This is a genomic window from Rathayibacter sp. VKM Ac-2926 (assembly GCF_022815565.1).
Taxonomy (GTDB): Bacteria; Actinomycetota; Actinomycetes; order Actinomycetales; family Microbacteriaceae; genus Rathayibacter; species Rathayibacter festucae.
Window position 1 is genome coordinate 37,181 of record NZ_JALGRS010000004.1, and the last position, 18,932, is coordinate 56,112.

Below are 18,932 nucleotides of genomic sequence, written 5' to 3' on the forward strand. Positions count from 1 at the left end.
CTCCGCTCAGGCCCCGGGCGACGCGGTGGGGGAGGCGGTGACCGTGCCGGTGCCGAAGAGGCTCGTGCCGTGCTTCAGCAGCGCCTCGTAGGCGCCCTGGTAGGTGGTCGGCAGGTCGTCGCCCGGCTCGCCGTAGCGGGCGAGCAGCAGGCCCATCAGCCCGAGGGCCGGCGGGCTGAGCGGCTTGTCCCTGTTCGCGTTGGCCGGGTGCGGCGGGGTCGCCTCCGGATTCGGCGGCAGGTACTGCGGCACGGTGGTCGGCCAGTCGTCGATCTGCCGCGGAGTGTCGAGGGTGACCACGCCGAAGAGGTCGGGCGCGTCCGCGTCGCGCGCCGTGAGCGGCTCGAGCCCGTGCAGGCGGCTGAGGGTGCGGATCAGGGCGCCGTGGTGCATCTCGTCGTGCAGGATCGTGCCCGCCCGGGTGTAGGCGGAGATCGCGATCGCCGGCACGCGGCAGCCGAGGCGGTCGAAGCCGAATCCCATCTCGCCCTCGCGGCCGTCGCCGGGCGGGGTCGCGGCGGGCGGCGGCACGTGGTCGTAGAGACCGCCGTGCTCGTCGAAGGTGGCCAGCAGCAGGGTGTTGATCGCGTTCGAGCCCGTCGTCGACGCGCTCTCGCGGATCGCCGAGTAGATCTGGTGCAGCAGCAGCTCCCCCGCGCGCACGTCGGAGAGCGCGCTGTCGTAGAGCGGCTGCCCGTCGACCTCGTCCTCGTGCAGGACGCCCGTCGGCGGGTGCATGTCGTTGTGGTCGAAGACGAGCCGCGGCTCGACGAAGGCGTAGTCGGGCAGCCCGCCGTTCGCGACGTCCGCGTAGAACTGCTCCATCGGGGCGAAGTTGGTCTTCCAGTACTTCTCGAGCACCGGCGCGTGCAGGAAGCCGGTGTAGGAGACGACCTGGAGCGCGTCGAAGTACACCCGCCAGCTCTTCCCGGCCTCCTCGAGGCGGTTGAAGACGGTCGGCGCGTCGGCGAGGTCGTCGGCGAGCCACTTCTCGTAGCCGGCGCCGTGCTTGTTGGTGACGAAGCCGTGCGAGGTCGAGGCGTGGAAGAAGGAGCGGTTGCAGAAGGTCTGCGAGGGGACGGCGCAGAACCAGTGGTCGAAGACGGCGAACTCGCGGGCCAGTGTCGAGAAGACGGGCAGCATGTCGGGCGAGAAGCCGCCCATGATGGTGCCGTACTCCTCGCGGGTCGGCTCCTCGCCCTTCTTCAGGTGGCGGAGGTTCTGCACGTAGTCCTCGAGGAACCCGCTCATCGTCGGCGAGGAGGCGTCGGCGGGCGCGTTGAAGGGGGCCGTCATCGCGCCGACGGACGCCCCGGCGTTCGACGGCGGGTCGATCGTGCCGAAGAGCTGGGTGTTGACGTGCGGGTACTCCTCGCCCGGGTCGGGATCGGGCTGGCGCATGACGGTGTCGGTCGCGCCCTGGTAGACGTGCGCGGTGACGGTGTCGCCCGCGGCGGTGGTGTTGGAGTGCTCGCCGGTCTGCAGGCCCTCGAAGGTCTCGCCCGCGGGCGGGCCGCCGGCCGCAAAGAGCTGCCCGAGGATGTTGTCGAAGGAACGGTTCTCGAACATCACGACGACGACGTGGTCGAAGCCCGGCTCGCTGCGCTCGGGCAGCGGCGATTCGGCCTCGCGGTCCCGGCCGGAGGCGACGGCCGCGCCGATCGCTCCGCCGGTGAGGCCCGCGGCGGCGACTCCGCCGGCGACCGCGCTGCCGGCCAGGAAGCGCCGCCGGGAGCGCGAACGAGGGGCGTCGTCGCGCGGGGTGCGATCGCCGCCGCCGTCGGTGCCGCTCATGCGTCCCGCCCTTCCCGCGTGCCGCGGATCCGTGCCTCCGGGGAGTGTAGCGATGCGCCCGGGGCGGCGGCTCGGAGCATCATGAGGGCGTGATCGGCGTCGAGGGGCGCGCCGCTGATGCCTGCCGCGGCGAGGGCTGCGGCCAGGGCCGGCCCGATCGAGCGCTCCCGGTCCTTCGGCGCGAAGGCGGGTGCCGTGCGCGGGTAGCGCGACAGCGGCCGCGCGGGTCCGGAGAGCGCCTCGGCGACGGCGAGCACGCCGTCGTCCGCCAGCGCCCGGCGGTCTGCGGCGAAGCGGGCGCGGTGCAGGAGGGCGGGAGTCGCCGGGCCGAGCCGGGCCGTCAGACGATCACCGGGCCGCGCGCTCGAGGCGATGAGGAGGGCCGGGACGTCGCTGGGGCGACCGGCCTGTCCGCGCGCGATGACGAGCAGGAGCACCCGGCGGCCGACCGACTCCGCCGCCCGGACCGCGTCGACGGTCTCGTGCAGGAGCCGCTCGGCGACCCGAGCGTCCGCGGACCGCGAGGCGCTCGGATCGTCGGCGGCGGCGAAGTCGGCCGGATCGACGAGCGAGCGGGGCTCGACCAGGACGACCGGCGGCAGGGTGCCCGCGGCGGCCGCCTCCGCGAGACCGGAGAGCGGGAGGAGGGCTCCCTCGGCGGCGGCGACGGCCGCGGGGTCGTGGTGCGGCCACTCGGGGTCGGCGAGCAGTGTGGTCGAGACACCCTGCCGGTCGTCGACGACCAGGGACCAGGGGGTGCCGGCGTGCCTGGCCGAGTCGAGCAGCGACCGGAGCGGGTCGCGGCCGTCCGCGCGCCAGTGGTCGGCGCGCGCGAAAAAGCGAGCGAGCAGCGTGTGCACGGGGAGCATCGCGGAGGTGAAGCGGTCGCCCGGAGTCCCGGGGCCGGGGGCGGTCAGCACCTCGTCGGTGCCGCCGGCGAAGTCGCTGCCCGGCTCGCCGTCGAGGGCCCCGAAGACTTCGCGGCGCGGCCGGCCTGCGAAGGAGAGGACGACGAGGTGGTCGATCCGGGCCAGCGCGGCGGCGGCCTCGCGCTCGCGCGGCGTGAGCGGCACGGCGCGGGCTGCGGCGTCCAGCGCGGTCGAGGCGGCCTCGACGAGGGAGCGGCGGAGGAACGCCCGCCGCTCCTCGCCGGGCCGGTCAGGCATCCGCGTCGGGGGTCTCCTCAGCGGCGGGCGCATCGGCGGTCGGCGCATCGGCGGTCTCGTCGGCCGGCGCCTCGGTGGCGACCGGGTCGGTGCCGTCGGCGGCGGGTGCGTCGGCCACAGGCGCGTCCCCGGCCGCTTCCTCCGAGGCCGTCTCCTCGGGCAGCGCGATCGCGTCAGGCCCCTCGGTCACGAGCAGGTGGAACTCCGCGGCGGTGATGATCCGGACGCCGAGCGCCTCGGCCTTGCCGAGCTTGCCGCCGGCGCCGGGGCCGGCAGCGACGTAGTGCGTCTTCTTCGAGACGCTCGAGCCGGCCTTGCCGCCCGCGGCGAGGATCGCCTCCTGCGCGCCCTCGCGGCTGTAGCCCTCGAGCGAGCCGGTCGCGACGACGGTCAGGCCGGCGAGGACGCCGCCCGCGGCGTCGGCCGCACCGGGGCCGGGGTGGCCGGGCGTGGCGAAATGCACGCCGGCCTTCGCCCAGCGGTCGACGATCTCGGCGTGCCAGTCGACCTCGAACCAGGCGAGCACCGCGTCGCCGATGATGCCGCCGACGCCGTCGACCGCGGCGAGCTCCTCGCGGCTGGCCGCGCGGATCGCGTCGAGCGAGCCGAAGTGGCCGGCCAGGGCGCGCGCGGCGACCGGGCCGACGTGCCGGATGCTGAGCGAGACGAGGAAGCGCCAGAGCGGCGAGGTCTTCGCCTTCTCGATGTTGGCGATCAGCGCGAGACCGGTCGTCGACGGCACGTACTCGGCGTCGCCGCCGAACACCTCCGCCTCCGGGTCGAACGGGCCGTCGCGCTTCTGCCGCTTGCGCTTGAACGGGCCGACGACCTTCGCCTCGCCCCGGTCGTCGAGCTTCTGCAGCCCGGTCTCGCTGTCGCGGACGACGACCTCGATCGGGAAGACGTCCTCGATCCGCAACTCGAACAGGCCGGCCTCGGTGACCAGGGGCGGCTCCGCGGGCACGAACGGCTGGGTCAGCGCCGCGGCGGTGACCTCGCCGAGCACCTCGATGTCGAGCGCGCCGCGGCTGCCGATGTGCTCGACGCGGCCGCGCACCTGCGCGGGGCAGGAGCGGGCGTTCGGGCAGCGCAGATCGACGTCGCCCTCCTTGGCGGGAGCGAGCGTCGTGCCGCACTCGGGGCACTGCGTCGGCATCACGAACTCGCGCTCGCTGCCGTCGCGCAGCTCGATCACCGGCCCGAGCACCTCGGGGATGACGTCGCCGGCCTTGCGCAGGACGACGGTGTCGCCGATCAGCACGCCCTTGGCCTTCACGACGTCGGCGTTGTGCAGCGTGGCCTGGCGCACCTCGGAGCCGGCGACCTTCACCTTCTCCATCTGCGCGAACGGGGTGGCCCGGCCGGTCCGGCCGACGCTGACGACGATGTCGAGGAGCTTGGTGTGCACCTCCTCGGGCGGGTACTTGTAGGCGATGGCCCAGCGCGGGGCGCGGCTGGTGGCGCCGAGCTCGTCGTGCAGCTCCAGCTCGTCGACCTTGACGACGACGCCGTCGATCTCGTGCTCGACCGAGTGGCGCTCGCGGCCGTACTGCTCGACGAAGGCGAGGACCTCGTCCACCGACTCCGACACCCGGTTGTGCGCGCTCACCGGCAGGCCCCAGGAGGCGAGCAGCCCGTAGACCTCGGACTGGCTCTGCACCGGCGGGTCCGGCCAGGCGCCGATGCCGTGCACGTAGAGCGCGAGCGAGCCGACCCGCGCCTCGCCGGCGCGGAGGTCGAGGCCGGACTTCTTGTCGAGCTGCTGGCGGAGCCCGCCGCTCGCGGCGTTCCGCGGGTTGGCGAAGGTGGGGAAGCGGCGCAGGGCGCTGTCGCGGACCCGCTCCTCGTCGAAGGGCTTGCGGGTGGCGCTCGGCCGGGCCGACCAGCGCTCGCGCGCCTCCTCGACGGCCTCGTCCCGCAGGGTCTCCTGCAGGGCGTTCAGTGCCGCGAACTCGCGCACGGGGATGAAGACCTCGCCGCGGACCTCGACCAGCGCAGGGTGCCCCTCGCCTGCCAGCTGCTGCGGGATGCCGGCCACGCGCAGAGCGTTGACGGTGACGTCCTCGCCGGTCCGCCCGTCGCCGCGGGTGGCCGCGGTGACGAGGCGGCCGTTCTCGTAGTGCAGCGAGATCGCAAGGCCGTCGATCTTGAGCTCGGTCAGCCAGGCGACCGGGCGGGCGGCGGAGGCGACGGTCTTGTCGCACCACTCGCGCAGCTCCTCGGCCGAGAAGACGTTGTCGAGCGAGAGCATCCGCTCGGCGTGATCGATCGGGTCGAGACCGGCGGCGACCACTCCCCCGACGGTCTGCGTCGGCGAGTCCTCGCTGGCCAGCTCGGGGTGCGCCGTCTCGAGCTCGGCGAGCTCGCGGACCAGCGCGTCGTACTCGGCGTCGGCGAGCGGCGAGGCGTCGGCCGCGTAGTAGTCCTCGCTCGCCGAGCGGATCCGCGCGCGCAGCTCATCGACGCGCTGCGCCGGATCGAGGCCCGCCGCCGACGTCGCGCCCGCCTCGGACGTCGCGGCCATCAGAGCACCGCCCCGCTCGCGGAGGCACCGACGAGATCGGCCGCGACCGTGCGGTCGATCGTGCACTGGCCGAGCACGCGGGTGCCGAGGTAGACGACGGCCGTCTGGCCGGGGGCGACGCCGTCGAGCGGCGAGTCGGGAGTGATCACGAGCTCCACCTTTCCATCGACCTCCGACACGACGGCGGTCGCCGGGACCGGGTCGGCGTGCGCGCGGATCTGCACGTCGCAGCGGAACGGCGTCGACGCGTCCTCCGGCGCGGCGCCGGCCCAGGTGAAGCGCGAGCCGGCGATCTCGCCGATGCGCAGCGCCTCCCGCGGACCGACGACGACCTCGTTGGTCTTCGGCCGCACCTCGAGGACGAAGCGCGGGCGGCCGTCCGGCGCGGGCACGCCGAGATGCAGGCCCCGGCGCTGGCCGACGGTGTAGCCGTGCGCTCCCTCGTGGGCGCCGACCACCGCGCCGTCGCGGTCGACGATCGCGCCGGTCTCGGGGGCGACGCGCTCCGAGAGCCAGCCGCGGGTGTCGCCGTCGGGGATGAAGCAGATGTCGTAGCTGTCCGGCTTGTTCGCGACGCTCAGGCCGCGACGCGCCGCCTCCGCCCGGACGACCGCCTTCGACGGCGTCGAGCCGAGCGGGAACATCGAGTGCTCGAGCTGCGCGGTGGTGAGCACGCCGAGGACGTAGGACTGGTCCTTCGCCTCGTCGCTCGCGCGGTGCAGCTCGGGGCTGCCGTCGGCCGCCGTCTCGAGGGAGGCGTAGTGGCCGGTGCAGACGGCGTCGAAGCCGAGGTCGAGCGCCTTCTCGAGCAGGGCCGCGAACTTGATCCGCTCGTTGCAGCGCATGCAGGGGTTGGGCGTGCGGCCGGCGGCGTACTCGGCCACGAAGTCGTCGACCACGTCGAGCTTGAACCGCTCGGAGAAGTCCCACACGTAGTAGGGGATGCCGAGGACGTTCGCAGCGCGCTGAGCGTCCATCGAGTCCTCGATCGTGCAGCAGCCGCGGCTGCCGGTGCGCAGCGTGCCGGGCATCCTGCTCAGCGCGAGATGCACGCCGACCACCTCGTGCCCCGCCTCCACCGCGCGGGCCGCGGCCACCGCCGAGTCCACTCCACCGCTCATCGCCGCAAGAACCTTCATCGTCCGAGTCTACGAGCGGGCGGCGGGCGTGCGGTGTGCGCGATTCGCGGCGGTCCGTCCCCCGTCGCGTCCGATCTGCAGGCGATCGCGCGCGTTCGGCGCAGACCTGCACGGAGGATCGGGCGACTCGCGCCGGACACCTGCAGAACGGACCGGGCGGGCGGGCGCGCGGAGGCGGCGTCAGGCGGGGAGCACGGCGCGGCTGGACAACCCGGCGCGGGCCGCCCGCGCGTACGCGCCCGGCAGCGCCGCGAGCAGCGCGTCGACGTCGGCGTCCGTCGTGGTCCAGCCCAGCGTCATCCGGAGCACGCCGCGCGCCTCGTCCTCGCTGCGGCCGAGCGCCAGCACCACGTGCGAGGGCTCGGGGATGCCGGCCGTGCAGGCCGACCCGGTCGACACCGAGACGCCCGCCATGTCGAGGAGGAAGAGGAGCGAGTCGCCCTGCGCGCCGGGGAAGGCGACGTGCGCGTTGCTCGCGACCCGCCGGCCGGAGTCGACGGCCGGCCCGGTCAGCGTCGCACCGGGGACGGCCGCGAGGATCCCGGCGACGAGCCGGTCGCGCAGGGCCGCCAGCCGCAGCGCCTCGCCGGGCAGCTCCGCGACCGCCTCCGTCACGGCCGCCGCGAACGCCGCCGCCCCGGGGACGTCCTGGGTGCCCGAGCGGACCCCGCGCTGCTGGCCACCGCCGTGCAGCACCGGCACGACCCGGGCATCGCGCGCCAGAACGAGGGCGCCGGTCGCGATCGGCCCGCCGACCTTGTGCCCCGAGACGCTGACCGCGACGAGACCCGCGCCGTCGCGGGAGCCGGAGGCGCGCCGCACCGCCGCGATCTCGAGCGGGACGTGGCCGAGCGCCGCGACGGCGTCGAGGTGCAGCGGCACGCCGGCGCGGGCGCAGACCGCGGCCAGCTCGGCGACCGGCGCGATCGTGCCGATCTCGTTGTTCACCCAGAGCGCGGAGACCAGCGCGACGGAGCCGGGATCCGCGGCGAGCGCCGCCTCGAGCGTCTCGGGCCGCAGCGTCCCCTCCGCGTCGAGCGCGAGCCACTCGATCCGGGCTCCCTCGTGGGCCGCGAGCCACTCCACCGTGTCGATCGTGGCGTGGTGCTCGCCGCCGGGCACGAGGATGCGCGTGCGCGCCGGGGACTCCGCGACGCGCTGCCAGTAGAGGCCTTTCAGCGCCAGGTTGATCGCCTCGGTGCCGCCCGCGGTGAGGATCACCTCGATCGGCTCGCAGCCGAGCGCGACGGCGATGGCGGAGCGGGCGTCCTCGAGCCGGCGGCGCGCCTCCTGGCCCGAGCCGTGCACCGACGAGGGGTTGCCGGGCTGAGTGGACGCCTCGGCGAAGGCGGCGAGCGCCGACGCCCGGAGCGGGGTGGTCGCCGCGTGATCGAGATAGATCATGGCGCCCTCCGTCCCGCGTCCGGGGTGCGGAGCAGGTCTCCGGCCCCTCACTACTGTAGATCGCATGCAGACACGCGACTCCCTGGCCCGCCTCGGAGTCGCCGTGGACGCGGACGGCGGTGAGCTGCGGGTCTGGTCGGAGCACGCGACCGCCATCGATCTGCTGCTCTACGACGAGAAGGACCCCAGCTGGGTCACCCGCACCGTCCCGCTGGTGCGCGGCGACGACGCCGTCTGGTCCGCCCGGGCGGCGCAGCTCACGGTCGGCCGGCGCTATGCGATCAAGGTGGACGGGCCCTCGGGCGTCCCCGGCCGCTTCGATCCGCGGGTCCCCCTGCTCGAGCCCTACTCCCGCGGGCTGCACCGGGTCGCCGAGAACGAGTGGCGCTCCGTCGTCGTGGACGACTCCTTCGACTGGGGCTCCTCCGAGAAGCCGCGCACGCCGCTGGATCGCACCGTGATCTACGAGGCGCACGTGAAGGGCCTGACCAAGCTCAACCCGGCGCTGCCCGTCGAGCTGCGCGGCAGCTACGCCGGCCTCGCGCACGAGTCCACCGTCTCGTCGCTCCTCGACCTCGGGGTCACCGCCGTCGAGCTCCTCCCCGTGCACGCCTTCGTCTCGGAGCAGCGCCTGCTGCGCCAGGGGCTCACCAACTACTGGGGCTACAACACCCTCAACTTCTTCAGCCCGCACGCCGCCTACGCCTCCCCCGCCGCGCAGCGCGGCGGCCCGACCGCGGTGCTGCGCGAGTTCAAGGGCATGGTCAAGCTGCTGCACGAGGCCGGGCTCGAGGTGATCCTCGACGTGGTCTACAACCACACCGCCGAGGAGGGGCCGCAGGGTCCGCGCTCGAGTCTGCGCGGGATCGACGACCAGGCGTACTACCGCCAGACCGGCGAGGGCCACTACATCGACGTCACCGGCTGCGGCAACACGATCGACTTCGGCCGGCCGGTCGCGCAGCGCCTGGTGCTCGACTCGCTCCGCTACTGGTCCGACGAGGTCGGGGTCGACGGCTTCCGACTCGATCTGGCCGCGACCCTCGGGCGGGACGAGATCGCGCACTTCCAGCGCGACCACCCGCTGCTGCGCGCGGCCGTCGAGGACCCGACGCTCGCCGACGTGAAGATGATCGCCGAGCCGTGGGACGTCGGCATGGGCGGCTGGCAGACCGGCAACTTCCCGGACGGCTGGTCGGAGTGGAACGACCGCTACCGCGACCGCGCCCGCAACTTCTGGCTCTCGGACATCGACTACGCCCGGCGAGCGGGAACGGCGCCGGTCGGCATCGGCGGCTTCGCGACCCGGCTCTCCGGCTCGTCGAACACGTTCTCGCTCGAGCGCGGGCCGCTCGCCTCCGTCAACTTCGTCACGGCGCACGACGGCTTCACGCTCGCCGATCTGGTCTCCTACAACGTCAAGCACAACATCGGCAACGGCGAGTCGAACCGCGACGGCGCCGACACCAACCGCTCCTTCAACCACGGCTTCGAGGGCCCGACCGCCGACGACGCCGTCAACCGTGGCCGGCGGAAGGCGATGCGGAACCTGCTCGGGACGCTGCTGCTCTCGGCCGGCGTCCCGATGATCACGGCCGGCGACGAGTTCGGCCGCAGTCAGCGCGGCAACAACAACGCCTACTGCCAGGACTCCGACCTCACCTGGCTGCGCTGGGACGGGCGCAGCGACTGGCAGCTCGAGCTGCGGGAGCACGCACGGACGCTGATCCGCCTGCGCCGCGAGCACCCGGCGCTGCGGCCCTCGCGCTACGGGCGCGGCGGTGCGGTGACGCCGGGAGCGACGAGCATGCAGTGGTTCGACGCGCACGGGCGGACGATGTCCGAGCACGACTGGACCTCGGCGGAGAACCGCACGCTGCAGTACCTGGCCGCGTCCACTCCAGAGACGGAGGAGTTCGACCGCGTCCTGCTGATCGTGCACGGCGTCGAGTCGGACACCTCGGTGGTCCTCGCCGAGAGCGAGGGCGTCACCGGGTACACCCGGCTGTGGAGCAGCGAGGAGGCGGTGCCGCTCGAGCACGGCGAGTCGTTCGAGCCGGGGCAGGTCGTCCGCGTCGCCGGCACCTCGATGCAGCTCTTCGCCGCGCACGGCCCGCGTCCGGCCGCCGCGAGCTGATGAAGGGCGGACCGGGGACTCCGGCGACGCTCGCGCTGACCGCCGCGGGGATCGCCTTCGTGCCGCGTGAGTACCGGCACGATCCCGGGGCGGCGAGCTACGGCGGCGAGGCGGCCGAGGCGCTCGGGGTGGAGCCGGAGCGGGTGTTCAAGACCCTGCTGGTCGATGTCGACGGCGAGCTGGTCGTCGGCATCGTGCCGGTGACCGGGCAGCTGGGGCTCAAGGAGCTCGCGGCGGCGGTCGGCGGCAAGCGGGCGACGATGGCCGACCCCGCGCTCGCGCAGCGGCGCACCGGCTACGTGCTCGGCGGCATCTCGCCGATCGGGCAGAAGACGCGGCACCGCACGGTGCTCGACGAGACGGCGGAGCTGTACGACACCGTGCTCGTCTCCGGCGGGCGGCGCGGCTTCGACATCGAGCTCGCGCCGGCGGACCTCGTCGACGCGACGGGCGCGACCCTGGCGGACATCGCGCGCTGAGCGGGGCGGGTCTCGATACGCCGCTGCGCGGCTACTCGACCAGCATGCATCTGAGAGGACGCTTCGCGGCAGCTCCACCGGCATGCACTGAGGCCACGTCAATGCTGATCGAGCAGCCCGCGCAGCGGGCTTCCCTGCTGATCGAGCAGCCCGCGGAGCGGGCGTATCGAGATCCACCACCGTCAGAACCTGAGTCTGCAGACCAGCCCTGCTGGTGACGTCGGGTCTCGATACGCCCCTGCGGGGCTACTCGACCAGCATGTCGCGGCGCAGCCGCGTCCTTTCGCTCATCGCTGAGACGCGAAGCGGCTTCCCCGCTCGAGACGCCGCTGCGCGGCTACCCGACCGGCATGGGGGGCGCGTCAGCCGGCCGCCGCGACCAGGCCGAGCTCGGCCGAGCGGGCGAGCAGCGGGTGCCGCGGCACGACGCGGACGGTGTAGCCGAAGGAGCCGCTGCGGTCGAGGACGATCTCGCCGGCGTAGGGCACGCGGCCGACCGCGTCGGCGGGCACGACCGCGCCCGACTCCTCCGCCACCTCGAGCTCGTGCAGGCGCACGTCGACGAGCGAGCCGTCCGCCGCGGTCGTGCCGGAGACGACCTGCACGGTGACGTCCTCCGGCGAGAGCTCGCCGAGGCGCACCCCCGCGCGCAGGGCGAGCCGGTCGCCGCGCTGGGGCACCGCGTCGATGCCGCCGGACTCCACGGAGGCGACCGCCACTCCCGGCCAGCCCGCGCGCACCCGCTGCTTCCACGCCGACAGCTCCTTGGCCGGCTCGAAGTGGTCGGCCGCGATCTCGCGCCCGGCCTCCGCGGCGGGCTGGTAGAGCGCCTCGACGTACTGGCGCACCATCCGCTCGGCCGACAGCTCCGGCGAGAGCGTCGCCAGCGTGTGGCGGATCGAGCGCACCCAGCGGCGCGGCACTCCGTCGTGGTCGCGCTCGTAGTAGCGCGGCACGACCTCGCTCTCGAGCAGCTCGTAGAGCGCATCCGCCTCGAGCGTGTCGCGCGACTCCGGGTCGAGGTCGCGGTCGGAGGACGGGATAGCCCAGCCGTTCTCGCCGTCGAAGTACTCGTTCCACCAGCCGTCGAGGATCGACAGGTTCAGCGAGCCGTTCAGCGCCGCCTTCATCCCGGAGGTGCCGCACGCCTCGAGCGGACGCAGCGGGTTGTTCAGCCAGACGTCGGTGCCCGGGTAGAGCAGCTGCGCCATCGCGATGTCGTAGTCGGGCAGGAAGACGATCCGCCGGCGCACGTCCGGCTCCTGCGCGAAGCGGACCAGCTTCTGGATCAGCCGCTTGCCCTCCTCGTCGGCGGGGTGCGACTTGCCGGCGATCACGATCTGGATCGGGTGCTCCGGGTGCGTCAGCAGCGCGCGCAGCCGCTCCGGGTCGTGCAGCATCAGCGTCAGCCGCTTGTAGGTGGGCACTCGCCGGGCGAAGCCGATGGTGAGCACGTCCGGGTCGAGCAGCTCGTCGAGCCAGGCCGGAGTGAGGCCGCCGGGGTTCTGCTCGCGCCAGGAGCGGGCGGCGCGCGCCCGGGCGTCGCGCACCAGCTGCTCGCGCATCGAGCGCCGCGCCTGCCAGAGCTCGCCGTCGCTCAGGGCGCCGGACGCCCAGTCGGCGCGGGTGGTGTCGTCGGTGCCGAGCCGGTCGCGGGCGAGACCCCGGAGGATCGGATCGGTCCAGGTCGCCGCGTGCACGCCGTTGGTGACCGAGCCGATCGGCACCTCCGCCGTGTCGAAGCCCGGCCAGAGACCGGAGAACATCGAGCGGCTGACCTCGCCGTGCAGCTTCGAGACGCCGTTGGAGCGCTGCGCCAGGCGGAGCCCCATGAACGCCATGTTGAAGACGTCGCTCGCGCCGCCCGTGGTCGACTCGGAGCCCAGCGCCAGCACGTCCTCGATCTGCACGCCCGGCAGCAGCTCGGTGGTGAAGTACTGCTCGATCATCCCGCGGTCGAAGCGGTCGATGCCCGCGGGCACCGGCGTGTGCGTGGTGAAGACGGTGCTCGCCCGGACGACCTGCAGCGCCTGGTCGAAGTCGAGACCCGAGCCGATCAGGCCGGAGATGCGCTCGAGCCCCTGGAAGCCCGCGTGCCCCTCGTTGGTGTGGAACACCTCCGGGAGCGGCGTGCCCGAGACCTCGGCCCACAGCTCGAGGGCGCGCACGCCGCCGATGCCCAGCAGCAGCTCCTGCAGGAGGCGGTGCTCGCCGCCGCCGCCGTAGAGCCGGTCGGTGACCGTCCGCAGAGCGTCCTCGTTCTCGCGGACGTCGGTGTCGAGCAGCAGCAGCGTCACCCGGCCCACCTCGGCCCGCCAGACCCGGGCGTAGAGCGCGCGTCCGTCCGGGAGGGCCAGCACGATCCGCGCCGCCGAGCCGTCGGCCAGCCGCACGATCCGCAGCGGCAGGCCGTCGGGGTCGAGCGAGGGGTAGGACTCGAGCTGCCAGCCGTCGGCGGAGAGGCCCTGGGAGAAGTAGCCCGAGCGGTAGAAGAGGCCGACGCCCGTCAGCGGCACGCCGAGGTCCGAGGACGCCTTGAGATGGTCGCCCGCGAGGATGCCCAGGCCGCCGGAGTACTGCGGGAGCGCCGCGGCGATGCCGAACTCGGGCGAGAAGTAGGCGATCGAGCGCGGCGCCGACTCCGGCAGCGACTGGTACCAGCGCGGCTCGGTGCGGTAGCGCTCGAGGTCGTCGCGGAGGCGCCAGGCGTCGTCGACGAAGCCCTGGTCGCGGGCCAGCTCGGCGAGGCGCTCGGGCGCGATCGCGCCGAGGAGCGCGGTCGGGTCGCCGCCGCTGCGCTGCCACAGCTCGGCGTCCGCCCGCTCGAACAGGCGCCGGGTCGGCTCGTGCCAGGCCCAGCGCAGATTGCCCGCCAGCTCGCCGAGCGCGGACAGCTCGGGCGGCAGGACCGACCGGACGGTGAAGCGGCGGATGGCCTTCACGGCACTCCTCGACTCTCTGCCGGTGCGACGACCGGCTGATCGCGGCGACTGCGGACCCCGGCGAGCACCCCCTGCGGACGGCCGGGGCGGTCGCGCTCGCACACTGTAGCGGAGAGCCCGCAGGCGCCGTCGGCCGTGGCGCAGGCCCTTTTGCACAGCGGCGCGCGCGTTCGCAACCGGCGTGCCAAAGGCATCGCCGGTCGCTACTGTCGTGACGTGGCTCAGACACCTTTCGGCAAGGCTTCGCACGGCAAGGACGCACGACGAGCGGCTCGGGGAGGTGCGGCCCGGGAGGAGACTCCCGCCGCGCAGACACCCCCGTCGCCCGAGGCGGCGGCACCGGATGCGCAGGATCGCACGGCACCGGCTCCGGCCGCGCAGGCGCAGGCGCCCGTGGCACCGGGGACGGCCGACACGGCGCCGGCTCCCGAGGCTGCGGCGGAGACCGCGGAGCAGTCCCCTCCGACCGGCTCCGGGTACCGGGTGCGCGCCGAGCGCATCCCGATCATCGACCCGCAGCCGCGGCTCGAGGACGACCGCTGGCCGGCGAAGGCCTTCGTCGGCGAGGTCGTCCCGTTCGCGGCGACCGCGTTCCGCGAGGGGCACGACCTGATCGGCGTCGACCTGCTGCTCACCTCCCCCGCCGGCACCGAGTCGGAGCACCGGATGGCGCTGATCGCCACCGGGACCGACCGCTACGGGCGCCTCGTCCTCCTCGACGACGAGGGCGACTGGACGTACCGCATCCGCGCTTTCGCCGACGATTGGGCGACCTGGCTGCACACCGCCGAGGTCAAGATCCCGGCCGGCCTGGACATCGCCGTCACCTTCGCGATCGGCGAGAGCCTCCTCCGCACCGCGGCGGGCGACGACTCCCGCTCCGAGGCCGAGCGCTCCCTGCTCTCCGATGCCGCCGCCACCGTGGCGGACGAGTCGCTCTCCCCCGAGGCGCGCCTCGCCGCGGCCGAGGATCCCGCCGTCCACGGCGCCTTCACCGCGCGCCCCGTGATGAGCCTCGCGAGCGTCTCCGAGCCGCGCACCGTGCACGTCGAGCGCACCCGCGCCGGCGTCGGCGCCTGGTACGAGTTCTTCCCCCGCTCCGAGGGCGCGGTCCGGAACGAGGACGGCACCGTCACCTCCGGCTCCTTCCGCACCGCGATCGACCGCCTCCCCGCCGTCGCGGCGATGGGCTTCGACGTGCTCTACCTGCCGCCGATCCACCCGATCGGCCGCAACTTCCGCAAGGGCCCGAACAACACGCTGAACGCCGGCCCGGGCGACCCCGGCTCGCCGTGGGCGATCGGCGCCCCCGAGGGCGGGCACGACGCGATCCACCCGGACCTCGGCACGGTCGAGGACTTCACCGCCTTCCACGACGCCGTCACCGCCGCGGGCCTCGAGCTCGCGCTCGATTTCGCGCTGCAGGCCTCGCCCGATCACCCCTGGGTGACCAGCCACCCGGAGTGGTTCACGACGCTGCCGGACGGCTCGATCGCCTACGCCGAGAACCCGCCGAAGAAGTACCAGGACATCTATCCGATCAACTTCGACAACGACCCCCAGGGCATCCGCCAGGAGGCGCTCCGCGTCCTGCGCTACTGGATCTCGCTCGGCGTGAAGATCTTCCGTGTCGACAACCCGCACACGAAGCCGCTCGACTTCTGGGAGTGGATCATCCACGAGGTCAACGCCGAGAACCCCGAGGTCGTCTTCCTCGCGGAGGCGTTCACCCGCCCGGCGATCATGCGGGCGCTCGGCAAGGTCGGCTTCCAGCAGTCGTACTCGTACTTCACCTGGCGCAACACCAAGGAGGAGCTCGAGGAGTTCTTCACGAGCATCTCGCACGAGACGGCCGACTACATGCGGCCGAACCTCTTCGTGAACACGCCCGACATCCTCACCGAGTACCTGCAGTACGGCGGCCGCTCGGCCTACAAGGTCCGCGCCGCGCTCGCCGCGACGGCCTCGCCGCTCTGGGGTGTCTACGCCGGCTACGAGCTGATCGAGAACGTCGCGCGCCCGGGCGCCGAGGAGAACATCGACAACGAGAAGTTCGAGTACAAGACGCGCGACTGGGCCGCGGCCGATGCCGCCGGGACCACGATCGCCCCGTACATCACCCGGCTCAACGAGATCCGCCGGGCGCACCCCGCGCTCGCCCAGCGCCGCAACCTGCAGGTGCACGGCAGCGACGACGACGCGATCCTCGTCTACTCCAAGCACCTGGACCGCGCGTTCACCGGCACCGGGAGCGACGACACCCTCCTGGTCGTCGTCAACACCGACCCGCACTCGGCGCGCGAGACGACGGTGCACATCGACCTGCCGGCCCTCGGCCTGGACTGGAGCGCGACCTACGAGGTCGAGGACCTGATCACCGGGGCCGTGTGGACCTGGGGCAGCGACAACTACGTGCGGCTCGACTCCTTCGTCGAGCCCGTGCACATCCTGAGCGTGAAGGCGGACGGACGATGACGGTTCCCGAGGACAAGGGCACGAGCCCGGCCGAGAGCACGGACGAGAGCACGGACGAGAGCAGGCGCGGGACGGGGCCGGCGCAGAACGTCGTCCCCGCCGAGGCCGGCAGCCCCGCCGACGCGGCGGGCGTCGAGCCGCGCGTGGAGACGGTCGTGACGACCGGCACGAGCTCGGCGACGACCACGGGCGCGCACGTCGCGGAGCCTGCGGCCGAGGAGCCGTCCGCAGCGCCCGAGCGGCTCACCCCGCCCGAGCCCGTCGCGCCGCCCGAGCGGCTGCTGCCGCCCGAGCCGGCCACGGCGTCCGCGACCCCCGCGCCGCTCACGCCGCCGGAGCCGACCGCTCCGTCCGCGACCCTCGAGCCGCTGACGCCGCCTGAGCCGACCGCCGCGGCCGGCGCACCGATCGCGGAGACGAGCGACTCCGACCCCGCCCCGGCGCCGGACGCCGAGGTCGACGCGCTCCCCGAGTTCCCCGAGTGGGTCCTCCAGCAGCTGGCGACCGGCAGCAACGCGCTTCCCCACGACGTCCTCGGGCAGCACCCGCTCCCCGGCGGCGGCGCGGTCGTCCGCGTCCGCCGGCCGCTCGCCGACGCCGTCACGGCCGTCCTGGCCGGCGGCGTCCGCGTCGAGCTCGAGCACCTGCACGACGGCCTCTGGCAGGGCGTCCACGACGAGGACCCGCAGGCGTACACCGTCGAGGCGCACTACGGCGACGGCTCCTCCTGGACCGCCGAGGACCCGTACCGCTTCTCGAAGACGGTCGGCGACTTCGACCTCTACCTGATCGGCGAGGGCCGTCACGAGCGGCTCTGGGAGGCGCTCGGCGCGCGGCACCGCGAGCACGAGGGTGTCTGGGGCACCTCGTTCGCCGTCTGGGCGCCGCACGCCCAGGCCGCCCGCGTCGTCGGCGACTTCAACGACTGGAGCGGCGAGGGCCACGCCCTGCGCAACCTCGGCGTCAACGGCGTCTGGGAGATCTTCGTCCCCGGCATCGAGCCCGGCGCCTCCTACAAGTTCGACCTGCTCTCGCGGGACGGCCGCTGGGTCCGCAAGGCCGACCCGATGGCCCGCGCGACGGAGGTGCCGCCGGCGACCGCCTCGCGCGTCCCCGTCTCGCACCACCAGTGGAGCGACTCCGGCTGGATGGAGCAGCGCGCGAGCGTCGACCCGCACACCCAGCCGATCAGCGTCTACGAGATGCACCTCGGCTCCTGGAAGCCCGGTCTCGGCTACCGCGACCTCGCCGATCCGCTGATCGAGTACGTCACCACGCTGGGCTTCACCCACGTCGAGTTCATGCCGCTCGCCGAGCACCCCTTCGGCGGCTCCTGGGGATACCAGGTCACCGGCTACTACGCCGCGTCGAGCCGCTTCGGCACCGCCGACGACCTCAAGTACCTGATCGACCGGCTGCACCAGGCCGGCATCGGCGTGCTCGTCGACTGGGTGCCCGGGCACTTCCCGAAGGACGACTTCGCGCTCGCCCGCTTCGACGGCGAGCCGCTCTACGAGCACCCGGACTGGCGCCGCGGCGAGCAGATGGACTGGGGCACCTACGTCTTCGACTTCGGGCACACCCAGGTCCGCAACTTCCTCGTGGCCAACGCGCTGTTCTGGCTCGAGGAGTTCCACGTCGACGGCCTGCGGGTCGACGCCGTGGCGTCGATGCTCTACCTCGACTACTCCCGCAAGGAGGGCGAGTGGCTGCCGAACCAGTTCGGCGGCCGCGAGAACCTCGAGGCGATCAGCTTCCTGCAGGAGGTGAACGCCACCGCCTACAAGCTCTACCCCGGCATCATGATGATCGCCGAGGAGTCGACCAGCTGGCCCGGCGTCACCCAGCCCACCGTCTCCGGCGGGCTCGGCTTCGGGCTCAAGTGGAACATGGGCTGGATGAACGACTCGCTGCGCTACATGGCGAACGACCCGCTGTGGCGCCAGTACCACCTGGGTGAGATCACCTTCTCCTTCGTCTACGCGTTCAGCGAGCAGTTCGTGCTGCCGATCAGCCACGACGAGGTCGTGCACGGCAAGGGCTCGCTGATCCAGAAGATGCCGGGCGACCACTGGCAGCAGCTGGCGAACGTGCGCGCCTACCTGGCGTTCATGTGGGCGCACCCGGGCAAGCAGCTGCTCTTCATGGGCCAGGAGTTCGGGCAGTACTCGGAGTGGTCCGAGGAGCGCGGGCTGGACTGGTGGATCCTCGACCAGCCGAGCCACCGCGGGCTGTGGAGCCTCGTCGGCGAGCTGAACCGGCTCTACCGCGAGGTCCCGTCGCTGAACGAGCTCGACAACGACCAGGCCGGCTTCGAGTGGATCGACGGCGGTGCCGCGGCGCCGAACGTGATCTCCTTCCTCCGCAAGGACAAGGCCGGCCGCGCGGTCGCGGTCATCGTCAACTTCTCCGGCTCGCCGGTGCACGGCTACCGCGTCGGCCTCCCCGAGGCCGGCCGCTGGGAGGAGCTGCTCAACACGGACGCCGAGATCTACGGCGGCTCCGGAGTCGGCAACTTCGGCGCGGTCGAGGCCCGCGACGAGCCCTGGGCGGGCCGCCCCGCCTCGGCCGAGCTGATCCTGCCCCCGCTCGGCGCGCTCTTCCTGCGCCACCTGGGCTGACCGGCACCACCCCACCCGGAGGCGGGCGGAGCGGACGCACACGCGTCCCTCCGCCCGCCTTCGTCGTCGTGCCGGTCGGGCGGCCCGCGCAGCGGACCGAGCCATGCTGATCGAGTAGCCCGCGCAGCGGGCGTATCGAGATCCACCGGCGTCGGAAGCCGAGTCTGCAGACCGCCCTGCAGAGGACGTGGGGTCTCGATACGCCCCTGCGGGGCTACTCGACCAGCATGCACGGACCCGCCGTCGACGGG

The 18,932-nt window shown here is 73.5% G+C and carries 10 protein-coding genes; 4 read left to right on the forward strand and 6 right to left on the reverse strand.

What is annotated here, in order from left to right:
- Positions 1-6 precede the first annotated feature (6 nt).
- From MT351_RS06415 to MT351_RS06435, 5 genes are all read right to left on the reverse strand, one after another.
- Positions 7-1,794: an alkaline phosphatase family protein gene (locus MT351_RS06415; protein WP_132437852.1), complete on the reverse strand. Its 1,788-nt coding sequence runs from the start codon at positions 1,792-1,794 to the stop codon at positions 7-9.
- Positions 1,791-2,960, reverse strand: coding sequence for a hypothetical protein (locus MT351_RS06420; RefSeq protein ID WP_132437851.1), 1,170 nt, complete (start codon positions 2,958-2,960; stop codon positions 1,791-1,793). The genes MT351_RS06415 and MT351_RS06420 overlap by 4 nt, the downstream gene beginning before the upstream one ends.
- On the reverse strand, positions 2,953-5,484 hold the full coding sequence (ligA, locus tag MT351_RS06425; RefSeq protein ID WP_243581617.1) for an NAD-dependent DNA ligase LigA: 2,532 nt from the start codon (positions 5,482-5,484) through the stop codon (positions 2,953-2,955). Before ligA ends, MT351_RS06420 begins: the two co-directional genes overlap by 8 nt.
- Positions 5,484-6,623: a tRNA 2-thiouridine(34) synthase MnmA gene (mnmA, locus tag MT351_RS06430; RefSeq protein WP_132437849.1), complete on the reverse strand. Its 1,140-nt coding sequence runs from the start codon at positions 6,621-6,623 to the stop codon at positions 5,484-5,486. The genes ligA and mnmA overlap by 1 nt, the downstream gene beginning before the upstream one ends.
- Before the next feature lie 180 nt (positions 6,624-6,803).
- A complete protein-coding gene (locus MT351_RS06435; protein ID WP_132437848.1) occupies positions 6,804-8,027 on the reverse strand; it encodes a cysteine desulfurase family protein in 1,224 nt (407 codons plus the stop codon).
- 64 nt (positions 8,028-8,091) lie between these two features.
- Here MT351_RS06435 and glgX point away from each other — a divergent pair, with 64 nt between their 5' ends.
- A complete protein-coding gene (glgX, locus tag MT351_RS06440; RefSeq protein WP_132437847.1) occupies positions 8,092-10,164 on the forward strand; it encodes a glycogen debranching protein GlgX in 2,073 nt (690 codons plus the stop codon).
- Positions 10,164-10,643, forward strand: coding sequence for a Cys-tRNA(Pro) deacylase (gene ybaK / locus MT351_RS06445; protein WP_132437846.1), 480 nt, complete (start codon positions 10,164-10,166; stop codon positions 10,641-10,643). The genes glgX and ybaK overlap by 1 nt, the downstream gene beginning before the upstream one ends.
- A gap of 362 nt (positions 10,644-11,005) precedes the next feature.
- Here ybaK and glgP read toward each other — a convergent pair whose 3' ends face one another.
- Positions 11,006-13,585, reverse strand: coding sequence for an alpha-glucan family phosphorylase (gene glgP / locus MT351_RS06450; RefSeq protein ID WP_132437845.1), 2,580 nt, complete (start codon positions 13,583-13,585; stop codon positions 11,006-11,008).
- A 393-nt stretch (positions 13,586-13,978) separates the two neighbouring features.
- Here glgP and MT351_RS06455 point away from each other — a divergent pair, with 393 nt between their 5' ends.
- Positions 13,979-16,060 (forward strand): alpha-1,4-glucan--maltose-1-phosphate maltosyltransferase, encoded by a 2,082-nt coding sequence (locus MT351_RS06455; protein ID WP_308197717.1) that lies wholly within the window; start codon positions 13,979-13,981, stop codon positions 16,058-16,060.
- The gene (glgB, locus tag MT351_RS06460) at positions 16,057-18,681 is read left to right on the forward strand and encodes a 1,4-alpha-glucan branching protein GlgB (RefSeq protein ID WP_132437843.1); all 2,625 of its coding nucleotides are present in this window, start codon (positions 16,057-16,059) and stop codon (positions 18,679-18,681) included. The genes MT351_RS06455 and glgB overlap by 4 nt, the downstream gene beginning before the upstream one ends.
- Positions 18,682-18,932 lie beyond the last annotated feature (251 nt).

Coding starts and splice junctions, on each gene's coding strand:
- MT351_RS06420 (WP_132437851.1), bottom strand. CDS start 2,960: ATGCCTGACCGGCCCGGCGAGGAGCGGCGGGCGTTCCTCCGCCGCTCC.
- MT351_RS06435 (WP_132437848.1), bottom strand. CDS start 8,027: ATGATCTATCTCGATCACGCGGCGACCACCCCGCTCCGGGCGTCGGCG.
- ligA (WP_243581617.1), bottom strand. CDS start 5,484: ATGGCCGCGACGTCCGAGGCGGGCGCGACGTCGGCGGCGGGCCTCGAT.
- MT351_RS06415 (WP_132437852.1), bottom strand. CDS start 1,794: ATGAGCGGCACCGACGGCGGCGGCGATCGCACCCCGCGCGACGACGCC.
- glgX (WP_132437847.1), top strand. CDS start 8,092: ATGCAGACACGCGACTCCCTGGCCCGCCTCGGAGTCGCCGTGGACGCG.
- glgB (WP_132437843.1), top strand. CDS start 16,057: ATGACGGTTCCCGAGGACAAGGGCACGAGCCCGGCCGAGAGCACGGAC.
- mnmA (WP_132437849.1), bottom strand. CDS start 6,623: ATGAAGGTTCTTGCGGCGATGAGCGGTGGAGTGGACTCGGCGGTGGCC.
- ybaK (WP_132437846.1), top strand. CDS start 10,164: ATGAAGGGCGGACCGGGGACTCCGGCGACGCTCGCGCTGACCGCCGCG.